This window comes from Paenibacillus sp. Soil750, from assembly GCF_001428045.1.
Lineage (GTDB): Bacteria > Bacillota > Bacilli > Paenibacillales > NBRC-103111 > Paenibacillus_E > Paenibacillus_E allorhizoplanae.
Genome location: NZ_LMSD01000005.1, coordinates 163151 through 176025, shown reverse-complemented (window position 1 = coordinate 176025; position 12875 = coordinate 163151). Strand labels below are relative to the sequence as shown.

Sequence of the window (12875 nt, the reverse complement as noted above, 5' to 3'; positions counted from 1 at the left end):
GATAGGCGTGTCCGCAATGAATCCTATTCAAGCAAGTCAAATAAGTGGCGACGTAAAGGCACATTGTAACAAATATATGAATTACCATGTTATTGCACATATGAAAGATGGGTCACAAATTGAGGGAATTATTGATGGTATGGATAATGAAGGCGTCATGATGTTAGTTCCAGAAGAGGTTGGTGGCGAGGGAAGGGAAACGGATCCCTACAGACAACCGTTTGGTTATGGATTCCGCCGGTTTCGTCGGCAGCATTTTCCGTTTTTTCTTTTTGGATTTCCGTTCTTTAGACCGTTCCCGTACTACCGCCCATTTTATCCTTACTATCCTTGGTATTAGTAGACAAGGGCAATACGGCTGCACCAACCGCACCAAATTTATACCTATATCAACATAAAACAAAAGACGATCGCAGTCGGGGATTATCCGATTAGCTATCGTCTTTTTTAATGCGAATTAATTTCGTATACGCGCCCGATACGATTCGAACGTACGACCTACAGTTTAGGAAACTGTTGCTCTATCCTGCTGAGCTACGGGCGCATAGTATCGTCATTCTAACACGAGATGTTTTCGGGGTGCAACCATTTTAACCCATGTGCAAGCAGGAGGTTTGATTTGGAATAAGGAAAGTACATAGTGGAAAAAGAAATCCAACAGAAAGCAGGTGTCGTATGGAGCAACGTCCGGTGATTCATCTCGCCAGAACTAAAGTTGAAATCATACTCGATGTTATTTCCCTGTTCGTAATCATAAGTATGATCGCATATGTCGCCTACATGTGGCAAGATATGCCTGAGCGAATTCCAATGCATTTTAATGGTAAAGGGGAGATCGATGGTTGGGGGAACAAAATGAGCCTAATTGCCTTACCACTCATAGGAGTTATCATCTATGTTGGCTTGACGCTCCTAAGCAAGGTCCCTCATGTGTATAACTATCCATCCCAAATTACGCCTCAGAATGCCCGTGGACAATATCAGAATGCGCGTTTATTAATAAATAGTCTCAAAACAGTGATTGTCATTCTGTTTGGATTTATTGAATGGTCTGTTATCCAAAGTGGTAAGGAGGGCAACGCTGACCTCAATTGGTGGGTGCTAGGACTCATCCTAGTGATGCTGTTTGGCACGATCATCTTCTTCATCATTCGTTCCATAAAATTAAAGTAAGGGAGGCAAGCCACAATGACAATTTATGTTGGTTTTCTGCGTGGGATTAATGTAGGGGGCAAGAACAAAATCAAAATGGCCGACTTGAAAAAGACGCTAGAGGCCTTAAAATTAGAGCAAGTACAGACTTATTTGCAAAGCGGCAATGTGCTGTTTCAATCAGAAGAGTCAGGAGAAACCCTACGTACGCGTATTGAAAAAGCAATCAGCGATGCGGTAGGCGTAGCGCCTACTATTATTTTGCGCACCGCGGCGGAGCTTACTGAACTTGTAAGGAATTGCCCCTATGACGCAGAAGCTTTGTCCGAAGGGGAGAGCATTCAAATTTCCGTGCTTACAGAAGAGGCCCCGCAGACATTCACCGACATCTTATCTAATGGACAGAGTGAAGTAGATGAATTTCAGATACGGGGCTGCACCATATATTTTCTGTTTCGGCAAAGTGTGTTGGATTCGAAGCTGGCGAGCAACATTCAGAAACTTGGCGATCGTACGACGACACGTAATTGGAATACGATGAGCAAGCTCGTAGTGCTAGCCGAGGCCTTACAGCCAGCAAATAATCCGAACGGCAAAGCCCCCTAGGCTTTGCCCCGCAATTTTCGAAAAAACTGCGTTAACATCGTGGAACACTCCTCTTGTAAAACACCGCTAACCACATCGACCCGGTGATTAAACCGGTCTTCCTGCAGCAAGTTCATTAACGTTCCCGCACAGCCGGCCTTCGGATCTACCGTACCATAAATAACTTGAGGCACTCGTGCTTGCACGATCGCACCCGCGCACATCGGACATGGCTCCAATGTCACATAGAGCTGGCAGTCCAGAAGGCGCCAAGCCTGCAAATGCTCGCTCGCTTGTTTAATAGCAATCATCTCTGCATGCGCAAGCGGATCAAGAGTTGTTTCACGTAAATTGTAGCCGCGGCCAATGATTTGACCTTGATGGACGACGACCGCGCCGATCGGAACTTCGCGGATGGCTTCGGCTTTCAGCGCCTCACCGATCGCTTCTCTCATCCAAGGGATATGTTGATCCACAGGGGGACACCTCGCAATAATAGTTTATCCACATGTGTATAAAAATCCGAACAAATATTCGTTGTTAACAAGCTGTGGATAACAATGTGGATAACTTATAAACCTGTGGATATTCAATTCCACTACACATTCATACAATAAAAACATTGCCCATGCAAGGATTTTAGTTGAAAGAAGTGCATAAGCTACGTATAATGGTGATTACAGTGGGTCTTTTAGACCAGTTTGGACGAAAGATAGATCATTTAGACCAATAACGATATATATAAATGAATAGCAGGGTTCGACAATGGCAAACTTGCTGAAAGGCAAGGACGCAAAGCTGAGGGTCTACGGTTCTTATGAACTATGGCAGCCTGGTTACCGAAAATCGATGCTTTTTTGATTGCGGTGATAGGCTGTCCCTAAGTGGGGGCAGTCTATTTTGTGCGGAAAAGTGTTATGAAATCCATCATTAAGGGAGGGTGAAGATGAGCATGGCAATGAAGCAGGATGCTTTGAAGCGATATGGGAGTAAAGAAGGATATGATGCGGAGGTATTGATTAATTGCCGAGCTGTAGTGGCGAAAGATGATTTCGTGTCAACAGGTATTCTTACCTATGCACAAGGAGACATCATGGAGATTGAGCTGCCGGAATATGAGGTATTTCAGCTTGGTGATAAGACCAAAATGACGTTATACACGAAATCAGGTCTATTCGTTTTTCATTCGACAGTCGTAGCTAGAGAGCCTGGTTCACTGATCGTGATCAATCCACCTGAGAATCGGAAGAAGTTTTCGGAGAAACGGGAGTTCCCGCGGGTCGAAGTGAAGAACGTAGGATACATTGTAGGATTTCAAAATATAACCCAAAAAGAGCAGCATCACTTGGAAAATCCAATTGAAATTTCGATAAAAAATATTTCCATGAACGGAATTGGCTTTATCATTAATGATAATTCGATGATCGATGGTATTCTTCATAAGAAATGTATGTTGCAAGTTGAGCTAGATTTAGGTTTTGAGATGCCGTGCAGGTTGGAAATTATAAGGAAAGAAAAGCAGGAAGACGGCTACTATTATGGAGCCAGCTTCGAGAGCGTTCCTGCCGAGCAAAGCAATGCATTACGGGGGTTTATTCTTCGAAATCAGATCCAAACCTACTTCGAACAGAAGCGGGATGAAGAGTTCAAAAAAGCAATGGAAAAAAAGTCTGCAGCCAATCAATAGCTTGCAGGCTTTTTTTTGCCCGCTAAGTACTATATAATAAGAAGGATGATTTTCGAAAATTAAGGAGTTGTAACGACAATGGCTTTGAAAGCAGGTATCGTCGGTCTACCGAACGTAGGAAAATCGACATTGTTTAATGCAATTACACAGGCGGGGGCAGAATCTGCGAATTATCCGTTCTGTACGATCGATCCGAATGTTGGGGTAGTAGAAGTACCAGACGAGAGATTGCAGAAGCTGGTGGAAATCGTTGTGCCTAAGAGCATCGTGCCGACAGCCTTCGAATTCGTTGACATTGCGGGTTTAGTTAAGGGTGCGAGCAAAGGCGAAGGCCTTGGAAATAAATTTCTAGCACACATCCGCGAAGTTGATGCGATTGTGCATGTTGTCCGTTGTTTTGAGGATGATAATATTACTCACGTTTCAGGGAAAGTTGATCCGATTGGCGACATCGAGACGATTAATCTTGAATTGATTCTGGCAGACATTGAGTCGGTTGATAAAAAGATCGAGCGTTCACGCAAAAACCTCAAAGGCGGCGACAAGAAAGTAGTTGCTGAAGTTGAGTGTTTGGAACGTATCAAAGAAGCCTTATATAATGATATGCCAGCACGCAGCTTGGATTTAACAGAAGATGAGCGCCTTCTGGTTCGCGATCTACATTTGCTAACGATGAAGCCAGTGCTCTACGCGGCAAACGTGAGTGAAGATGAAGTTGCAACGGCGGACGATAATGCATACGTTAAAATTGTGAAGGAATTCGCAGAGAAAGAAAACAACGAAGTTGTTTCCATTAGCGCGAAGGTTGAATCCGAAATTGCTGAGCTGGAAGACGAAGAAAAAGCGATGTTCCTGGAAGAGTTGGGACTTCAAGAGTCCGGCTTGAATAGATTGATTAAAGCTGCTTATCGCAAACTCGGCTTGTACACGTATTTCACAGCTGGAGTTCAAGAAGTTAGAGCATGGACGATTCGTAAAGGAACGAAAGCTCCTCAAGCAGCTGGCGTGATTCATACGGATTTCGAACGTGGATTTATTCGTGCAGAGGTTGTTTCGTACAACGATTTGGCTGCTGCTGGCTCCATGGCTGGTGCGAAAGAAAAAGGCCAAGTTCGCCTTGAAGGTAAAGAGTACGTAGTGAATGACGGCGACGTTATGCATTTCCGTTTCAACGTTTAATTAACTACAAAAACAAGAAAGGAGTGATCCCCTATGTTGGATCGACTTCAGTCCATTGTGGACCGCTATGACAAACTAAGCGAGTTATTGTGTGACCCGGATGTAACGAGTGATACGAAGAAACTAAGAGAGTATTCCAAAGAGCAATCTGATCTTCAGGAAGCTTACGATGCTTATAATGAATATAAGAGTGTGAGCGAACAGCTAGCTGATGCGAAAGTGATGCAGAATGAGAAGCTGGATGATGAGATGCGCGAAATGGTCAAAATGGAGATCGAAGAGCTTAGCGAGCAATCTGCTAAACTCGAAGAACATCTCCGCATTTTGATGATGCCGAAAGACCCTAATGATGACAAGAACGTCATCGTGGAAATTCGCGGCGCGGCAGGTGGCGATGAAGCTGCGCTGTTCGCAGGCGACCTCTACCGGATGTATACGCGTTATGCGGATGCGCAAGGTTGGAGAACGGAAATTTTGGATGCATCCGTGAATGATTTGGGCGGATTTAAAGAAATAATTTTCATGATTACGGGTAAAGGTGCCTATAGCAAGCTCAAGTTCGAGAGCGGTGCGCACCGTGTTCAACGTATTCCAGTAACGGAATCCGGTGGACGGATCCACACCTCCACGTCGACGGTTGTTGTTATGCCGGAGGCAGAAGATGTGGAAATCGTCATCCACGATGCGGATATTCGCGTAGACACATTCTGTTCCAGTGGAGCAGGCGGTCAGTCCGTTAATACAACGAAATCCGCTGTGCGTGTAACCCACGTACCAACGGGTATCGTCGCAACGTGTCAGGATGGTAAATCGCAGAACTCCAATAAAGAGTCAGCGCTTCGCGTACTTCGTACGCGAATTTCAGATAAATTGCGTGAAGAAGAAGAAGCGAAATATGCCGGCGAGCGTAAAAGCAAAGTCGGAACGGGCGACCGTTCAGAGCGTATTCGTACGTACAACTTCCCGCAAAGCCGGATTACCGATCACCGTATCGGCTTGACCCTTCACCGTTTGGAGACGGTGCTGAACGGCGATATGGCGGAAATTGTGTCAGCGTTAACGATTGCTGCACAATCCGATGCCTTAGAGGCAATGTAATGACGACTGCCAACATGAGTGTGAGAGAAGCCTTTGTGAAGGCTTCTTCTTTTTTAGCGGAGCAAGGCGTCGCAGAGGCTTCGTCTTGTACGGAGTTATTGTTGCAGCACCTCTTAGGTGGCTGTACGCGGACTGAACTGTTGTTCCGCTGGTGGCAGGAACAGATGCCAGAGGAGATGGTCGCCACGTGGGACCAGCTAGTTGCAAGGAAGGCCGCGGGTGAACCGGTGCAGTACATCACCGGTGAGCAGGATTTCTTCGGCCTTCCGTTCGAAGTCGGGCCTGCCGTGCTGATCCCGCGGCCGGAGACCGAGCTGCTCGTGGAGGCGATGCTCCACGAGGGCTCGCGTCTGTTCCCGCAAGGCGCTCCGCTGCTTGCGGATGTGGGCACCGGGAGTGGCATCATCCCGGTGACGATTGCACACGCGCGCCCTACCTGGCGCGTGGCAGCCAGTGACATCTCCGCGGCAGCGCTGGAGATGGCCCGCAAGAATGCGCAGCGCCACGAGGTGGCTGCGCGGATAACCTGGCTCGAGGGCGACCTCCTCGAGCCTTATATTGAGCGCGGGCTCGCGCCGGATATGGTGGTGTCGAACCCACCCTATATTCCTGACGGCGACCTGCCGGCGCTAATGCCCGAGGTGCGGCTATTCGAGCCGCACACAGCTCTGTTCGGCGGTGTCGAGGGACTCGATCTGTACCGCCGGATGATCTCGCAGCTGCACCGGCTGCCGCGAATCCCGACCGTGGTCGGGTTCGAGGTGGGCATCGGGCAGGCGGAGGCAGTTGCGGCGTTGCTGCGCGCCGCCGCGGATTGGACGGAGATCCGCTTCGTGCAGGATCTCCAGGGGATTGATCGCCACGTGATCGCGATCCGTTCCCCCGAGTAGCCGATCCTCCGAGATCGACTACCTCACATCCTCTCTCTCTATTCGGAGGACCAACTCTATCATTTTGCAAAAAATAATAGATTCATAGGTTTAGCCCCACCCACTATTGTCCATACTGGCTAGTAGAAGACGGGAAAGGGGCTACTCTCCATGGTTAAGAGAACGGAGCGCCACTCAGTTAAGAGCTTATCATTCATTGTTTTTGCACTTATACTTATGATTATGTGTTGGGAATCCAATCGTACGAATGCGGCGGTTATTTCGCCTACGATACCAGAAGAATCGATTCGTTTGCGTATTCTAGCAAACTCGGATTCTGCGCAGGACCAAGCCTTGAAACGCGAGATTCGCGATGCGATTATTGCCCGTATGGCGGATTGGGTTGTTGGACCACATTCCTTGGACGAGGCTAGAGCGGTTGTGAATGCGCATTTGCCTGAATTCGATCAACTCGTTGGCGAGATGATTGCCTCCCGCGGCTACAACTACCCGCATACAGTGGAGCTAGGTGTTGTCCCTTTTCCAACCAAAATGTACGGTAATGATGTCTACCCAGCTGGGGATTATGAAGCTTTACGTGTTGTGATTGGTTCTGGAGAAGGACAAAATTGGTGGTGCGTCTTATTTCCACCGTTATGCTTTGTAGACTCCGTATCGGGTGAGGCGGTTGCTTCGGCAGCAGTTGTAGTGGCCAAAACAACGGATGAGAACGGCAAGGAAAAGCAACCAGTTAAAGAAGATAAGGCTAAAACTAGCAAGGACAAAGCTGCTTCTACAGAGAAAGTTGCTAAGAAGGACGCTAAAGTTGAGGTAGTAGCAGCTTCAGTTTCAACTTCCACGACCGAAGAGCCAGCTCAACCGAAAGTGAAGTTCTTTATCTGGGAAATGTTTAAGGCGATCTTTTCCTGGTTTAGTTAATGTACATTTTATTTCATACAAGTAAGGATGAGAGTGATTGTGACAACCTATTGGAACGTGGATCAAGGCGAGCAGAGTGAGTCAGCCCAGGATATAGCAGAGGCAGCAAGTCTCTTGCGACAAGGGGATACAGTCGCTTTTCCGACTGAAACGGTTTACGGACTTGGTGCCGATGCGACGAATACCGAAGCGGTTCTGCAGATTTTTGCCGCAAAAGGGAGGCCCTCCGACAATCCTCTAATCGTACATATCGCTGATGCGACGCAGCTCTCAGGCCTTGTTCAGTCAGATAGTCTCACAGCTTATCATCGGGCGCTAATGAGGGCTTTCTGGCCTGGACCATTAACCATTGTGCTACCTGTACGTGCAGGTAGCCTTTCGCCGTTCGTTACGGCTGGACTGCAAACGGTTGGTATTCGTATCCCAGACCATCCGGTAGCCCTACAGTTGCTGCGGGAAGCGGGGCTTCCGATCGCAGCGCCGAGCGCGAATAGCTCGGGTAGACCGAGTCCAACCTTGGCATCGCATGTGCGTGATGATTTGGATGGCAAGATTGGCGGGATTGTAGACGGTGGTGCAACGGGTGTCGGTGTAGAATCTACGGTTATTCAACTTGTAGACGGCGAGTTATACGTGTTGCGGCCAGGTGGTGTGACTGCGGAGCAGCTGCAGGCGGTTTTGCCAGATATGCGTATTCATGTAGCTGAACCGACAGAGGTTAAAGCTGCGGATACGCCTCGTGCGCCAGGTATGAAGTACACGCACTATGCGCCCAAAGGCTATATGCATATCGTTCAAGGGGACGACGAGCTGGAAGTCTCCGCATGGATTCAACGCGATATCGATGCCGCAAAGTCACGGGGAGAGTCAACGGGTATTCTCACTTTTGAAGAAAGAGTAGGCGGATACCGAGCGGATCTCGTTGTCGCATGCGGCTCCTTGTCACAGCCAGAAACAATAGCTCGAGATCTTTATGCCGCTCTGCGGACTTTTGATCACAAAGGCATTAGCTATATTGTTGCAGAAGGTGTTCCAGATGCAGGGATTGGCAGTGCCATTATGAATCGACTGCTCAAAGCAGCAGGTCACGAGCGGGTTCTCCTCTAAATTAGCATGATTCCCAGTTTGTCCGCATATCTTGAGAAAGAATCGTGGACAAGGGGGATCGTGCTATGCTCGCATCTGGGGTACAAGTTGGGCAACTCATGACAATTGGAATAATGGCGATTGCTTTGGGCCTAGATGCTTTTTCGTTAGGAATTGGCATAGGGATGAAGGGCATTCGTCTGTTGGATATTTTGAAAATCAGCTTAATTATCGGTCTCTTTCACGTGCTCATGCCATTGATGGGGATGTTTATGGGGCAGTATGTCTCCCTCCTTCTGGGAAACGTAGCTACGGCGGCTGGGGGATGTTTACTTATTTTGCTTGGCGCACATATGGTATATAGCTCGATACGCGGGGAAGAGGCTTCGGCCTTCGATCATCGAACGTTATGGGGGCTTATTATATTTGCCCTTAGTGTTAGTATAGATTCCTTCTCAGTGGGTGTTTCTCTGGGGATGTTTGCCACGGACATTGTGCTTACCGTACTGATCTTCGGTCTATTTGGTGGCCTACTCTCAATAGCGGGCTTGCTGCTAGGAAGACGAGTTAGCGGTTGGGTTGGGGAATATGGTGAGGCATTCGGTGGACTTATCCTATTAGGGTTTGGGATCAAGTTTTTACTATGATACAATACGTGTAAGTACGAACGGTGGTATAGCCGTTTATTCTAGGGAGGATTTCATGTTGCGAATTCTATTTGTCTGTACAGGAAATACGTGCCGCAGTCCGTTAGCTGAAGGTTTGCTGCGTATGAGGGTGCATCAAGAGGGGCTTGCGGCGGAGGTCCGTTCGGCAGGTGTATCTGCAATGACGGGTGGTCCGATATCGAGAAACAGCCAGTCACTACTTCATGAAGCGGGTTTCAAGGAATCGATTAGTTCACTAGCGATTAGCGCTGCAGATGTCGATTGGGCTGATCTGGTCTTGACGATGACGACGGGGCATAAACGTACCGTGATTGGGCGCTTTCCTTATGCGGTCGAGAAGACGTATACACTCAAAGAGTATGTAGAGGACGATGATCGTATTCTCAAGGCGATTGAGGAGCGAGAGCAGCTTGCGACAGAGCTTCAGCTTAAACAATCGCTATCTCAGACGGTATCTGTGGAAGAAAGAAGCCGTATGTATGCGCTGGAAAACACAATTCCAGACTATGATATTTCAGATCCTTATGGTGGGTCACTAGCTGATTATCGGTATACAGCCGAGGAAATTAGTCGGAGCCTAGATAAATTGGTAAAAAAAATACGCTAGCCTTCCGAGGTTAACTCGGACGTTTGCTTTTTCCATAAAGGCCCTCAGTGGGATAGGCCAATAGAGCTTTACACATCGCTGGGAATGCGATAAAATACAAATAACAAGCAAGACTCAATGTAACTGGCGACGAGTGGGAGTAACCACAATGGAGCATTGAGCTATACGGCCGGTCGCCTGGGCAAAAGAGCAACGCGCGTTTTTTAGCGTGTGCGCTCTTTTTTTCGTATTTGGTGAGCTTTGGGATATAATAGGATGGTCGAATTCGAACAGTCAAAAAGGAGCGTTTTATTCATGAAAATTGCTTTAGGTGCAGATCATGCAGGCTATCGTTTGAAAGATGTTATCATTCCTTTTATTGAATCATTAGGTCATCAAGTGATCGATTTCGGATGCAGCTGCGGCGACTCCGTCGATTATCCGGATTATGCACTTCAAGTTTGCGAAAAAGTCGTTTCAGGAGAGGCAGATAAAGGGATTCTGCTTTGTGGAACTGGCATAGGGATGTCCATTGCTGCCAATAAAGTTCCGGGAATTCGCTGTGCACTTGTGCATGACCTCTTCTCCGCAAAAGCGACGCGCGAACATAATGATACGAACGTGCTAGCAATGGGTGAGCGAGTAGTTGGACCTGGCGTAGCGGAAGAAATCGTTAAAATCTGGTTGGAGACCGAGTTTTCTGAAGGTGTCCGCCATAAGAATCGCATCAACAAAGTGCAGAGCATCGAAGATCGTTTCACGGTACATCCCTAGAAATGAGGATGCATAATGAGTGATTCCGTATTTGACCCTATAGCAGCAGCGGAAGCTTTGGAAGCGAATCTGCGAGAGCTGGTTACAGTGGGCGAGCTTCGCCCTGGTAACATTCTTGTGATCGGTACGAGTACGAGTGAAATTCTCGGGCATCGGATTGGTACATCGGGTACGCTTAATGCAGCGAAGCCGATTTTTGAGACGGTTGCGCGTATTTGCGGCGAGTTCGGGCTGCATGCAGCCTATCAGTGCTGCGAGCATTTGAATCGTGCGCTGATTGTGGAAGAAGAGTTGCTGGCGCTGGCGCCGCAGCTTGAAACGGTATCTGTGATTCCCGTGCCGAAGGCAGGGGGTTCGATGGCTTCTTATGCGTACAGACACTTCGTAAAGCCGGTTGTTGTCGAGACGATTCAAGCGCATGCAGGCATCGATATTGGCTCAACGCTTATTGGGATGCATCTGCGCAGAGTCGCTGTTCCTGTAAGGCCGCTGGTTCGCCATATTGGCCAAGCTTATGTCACGATGGCATTCGCTAGGCCGAAGCTCATCGGTGGTACTAGAGCTGTATATTCCGCAGATCTGGCGGATCAACTTTATCAACAAGCTGCACCTGATGCAGATTGCTAATTACATGTTAACTATCATCTTTAGGAGGAATTCCATATGACAAACTTTTTGAGCAAGCAAGATCCGAAAATCGTAGAAGCGATGAACCTTGAGCTAGGCCGTCAACGCGACAAAATCGAGCTAATTGCTTCCGAGAACATCGTGAGCCAAGCCGTTCTTGAAGCTATGGGTACTGTACTTACGAACAAATACGCAGAAGGCTACCCAGGCAAAAGATACTATGGTGGCTGTGAGTACGTAGACATCGTGGAAGATATCGCTCGTGACCGCGCGAAAGAGCTTTTCGGTGCTGAGCACGCAAACGTTCAACCGCATTCCGGTGCACAAGCGAACATGGCTGTTTACTTGGCAGCTCTAAACCCTGGTGACACGGTTCTTGGTATGAACCTTGCACATGGTGGTCACTTAACACACGGTAGCCCAGTAAATGCTTCCGGTATCCTTTACAACTTCGTAGCTTACGGCGTAAGCGAAAAAGATTTCCGCATCGACTACGACGATGTTCGTAAAGCAGCTTTCAAACATAAGCCTCGCATGTTAGTTGCTGGTGCAAGTGCTTACCCGCGTACGATTGATTTCGAAGCATTGGCTTCCATTGCTAACGATGTAGGCGCATTGTTCTTCGTTGATATGGCGCATATCGCTGGTCTAGTTGCAGCTGGTTTGCACCCGAATCCAGTACCACACGCACATTTCGTAACAACAACAACACACAAAACGCTTCGTGGTCCTCGCGGCGGTATGATTCTTACGAAGAAAGCTTGGGCTGCAGCGATTGATAAAGCGGTATTCCCTGGTTCCCAAGGTGGACCTTTGATGCATACAATTGCAGCGAAAGCTGTTTCCTTCGGTGAAGCTCTACAACCAGATTTCAAAGTGTACGGTCAAAATGTTATCAACAACGCACAAGCTTTGGCAACTGCTCTTACAGCTGAAGGTATCAACCTTGTTTCTGGCGGTACGGACAATCACTTGATGTTGGTTGACTTGCGTAACCTTAACATCTCCGGTAAAGACGCTGAGCACGTTTTGGATGAAATTGGTATTACAGCGAACAAAAACGCAATTCCTTTCGACCCAACTAGCCCGTTCGTAACAAGCGGTATCCGTTTGGGTACTCCGGCTGTTACTTCCCGTGGTATGGACGAAGAGGCAATGAAAACCATTGCAAAGGTTATCGGTCTTACTTTGAAAAATCCGAAAGACGAAGCTACGCTTGAGAAAGCTCGTGGTATGGTGTCTGATCTAACGGCACAATTCCCGCTTTACCCAGGTTTGACTTACTAATAGCTACTTTTATAGGGCCAGCTCATAGGAGCTGGTCTTTTTTTGTTCACATCCCCACCGCAACTCCCGGCTGCCCGCGAACTAACTGGATTTTCTCCATCTATTTAAAGTTTATTTTCAAATCTGAAGGATTAACTGTATATCCTGTAGGTAAATTCCTTCGTTTCGTTCGATTCAGCATATGTATGAGATACATTAGCTGTACTTTTTCCATCTATTCACGAAAACACGTTAGAATCGAGAAAATTAGCTGTAGTTTATACATCTAAACACCGCTCGCCAGTCACCATGCACTCACCAGCCACAAGCCAGCCACAATCCTGCGCCAAGCCAAGGCC

General features: G+C 47.7%; 15 protein-coding genes, 1 tRNA gene and 2 riboswitches. Of the genes, 14 read left to right on the top strand and 2 right to left on the bottom strand.

Annotated features, from left to right (window positions below; all coding sequences use genetic code 11):
- The first annotated feature begins 7 nt into the window (after positions 1-7).
- Positions 8-340, top strand: coding sequence for a hypothetical protein (locus ASL11_RS07305; RefSeq protein WP_056611768.1), 333 nt, complete (start codon positions 8-10; stop codon positions 338-340).
- A gap of 130 nt (positions 341-470) precedes the next feature.
- On the opposite strand, the gene ASL11_RS07300 is transcribed toward ASL11_RS07305, so the two are convergent.
- A tRNA-Arg gene (locus ASL11_RS07300) sits at positions 471-544 on the bottom strand.
- A gap of 131 nt (positions 545-675) precedes the next feature.
- Between ASL11_RS07300 and ASL11_RS07295 the strand changes: the two genes are divergently transcribed.
- Complete coding sequence (locus ASL11_RS07295) at positions 676-1173, top strand: DUF1648 domain-containing protein (RefSeq protein WP_056611765.1); 498 nt, start codon at positions 676-678, stop codon at positions 1171-1173.
- A 15-nt stretch (positions 1174-1188) separates the two neighbouring features.
- A complete protein-coding gene (locus ASL11_RS07290; protein ID WP_056611762.1) occupies positions 1189-1758 on the top strand; it encodes a DUF1697 domain-containing protein in 570 nt (189 codons plus the stop codon).
- On the opposite strand, the gene tadA is transcribed toward ASL11_RS07290, so the two are convergent.
- Entirely contained in the window at positions 1755-2213 is a 459-nt protein-coding gene (gene tadA / locus ASL11_RS07285) for a tRNA adenosine(34) deaminase TadA (protein ID WP_327205090.1), read from the bottom strand. The two genes, ASL11_RS07290 and tadA, sit on opposite strands and share 4 nt — an antisense overlap.
- Before the next feature lie 281 nt (positions 2214-2494).
- A riboswitch (cyclic di-GMP riboswitch) is annotated at positions 2495-2581 on the top strand.
- Positions 2582-2683: 102 nt separating this feature from the next.
- Here tadA and ASL11_RS07280 point away from each other — a divergent pair.
- The 11 genes from ASL11_RS07280 (at position 2684) to glyA (ending at position 12537) form a co-directional block, all read left to right on the top strand.
- Entirely contained in the window at positions 2684-3424 is a 741-nt protein-coding gene (locus tag ASL11_RS07280; protein ID WP_056611758.1) for a PilZ domain-containing protein, read from the top strand.
- A 78-nt stretch (positions 3425-3502) separates the two neighbouring features.
- Complete coding sequence (ychF, locus tag ASL11_RS07275; protein WP_056611755.1) at positions 3503-4603, top strand: redox-regulated ATPase YchF; 1101 nt, start codon at positions 3503-3505, stop codon at positions 4601-4603.
- Between the two features lie 33 nt (positions 4604-4636).
- Positions 4637-5701 (top strand): peptide chain release factor 1, encoded by a 1065-nt coding sequence (prfA, locus tag ASL11_RS07270; RefSeq protein WP_056611751.1) that lies wholly within the window; start codon positions 4637-4639, stop codon positions 5699-5701.
- Positions 5701-6591 (top strand): peptide chain release factor N(5)-glutamine methyltransferase, encoded by an 891-nt coding sequence (gene prmC / locus ASL11_RS07265; RefSeq protein WP_056611749.1) that lies wholly within the window; start codon positions 5701-5703, stop codon positions 6589-6591. Before prfA ends, prmC begins: the two co-directional genes overlap by 1 nt.
- Positions 6592-6741: 150 nt before the next feature.
- Positions 6742-7509 (top strand): stage II sporulation protein R, encoded by a 768-nt coding sequence (gene spoIIR / locus ASL11_RS07260; protein ID WP_056611746.1) that lies wholly within the window; start codon positions 6742-6744, stop codon positions 7507-7509.
- A gap of 27 nt (positions 7510-7536) precedes the next feature.
- A complete protein-coding gene (locus ASL11_RS07255; protein WP_056611743.1) occupies positions 7537-8616 on the top strand; it encodes an L-threonylcarbamoyladenylate synthase in 1080 nt (359 codons plus the stop codon).
- Between the two features lie 65 nt (positions 8617-8681).
- The gene (locus ASL11_RS07250) at positions 8682-9242 is read left to right on the top strand and encodes a manganese efflux pump MntP (RefSeq protein WP_056611740.1); all 561 of its coding nucleotides are present in this window, start codon (positions 8682-8684) and stop codon (positions 9240-9242) included.
- Positions 9243-9297: 55 nt separating this feature from the next.
- Entirely contained in the window at positions 9298-9870 is a 573-nt protein-coding gene (locus ASL11_RS07245) for a low molecular weight protein arginine phosphatase (RefSeq protein WP_056611736.1), read from the top strand.
- A 109-nt stretch (positions 9871-9979) separates the two neighbouring features.
- Positions 9980-10060: riboswitch (ZMP/ZTP riboswitch) on the top strand.
- 104 nt (positions 10061-10164) lie between these two features.
- The gene (gene rpiB / locus ASL11_RS07240) at positions 10165-10623 is read left to right on the top strand and encodes a ribose 5-phosphate isomerase B (protein ID WP_056611733.1); all 459 of its coding nucleotides are present in this window, start codon (positions 10165-10167) and stop codon (positions 10621-10623) included.
- Positions 10624-10638: 15 nt separating this feature from the next.
- On the top strand, positions 10639-11250 hold the full coding sequence (locus ASL11_RS07235; protein WP_056611730.1) for a TIGR01440 family protein: 612 nt from the start codon (positions 10639-10641) through the stop codon (positions 11248-11250).
- A gap of 36 nt (positions 11251-11286) precedes the next feature.
- Positions 11287-12537: a serine hydroxymethyltransferase gene (glyA, locus tag ASL11_RS07230; protein WP_056611727.1), complete on the top strand. Its 1251-nt coding sequence runs from the start codon at positions 11287-11289 to the stop codon at positions 12535-12537.
- Positions 12538-12875: the final 338 nt, after the last annotated feature.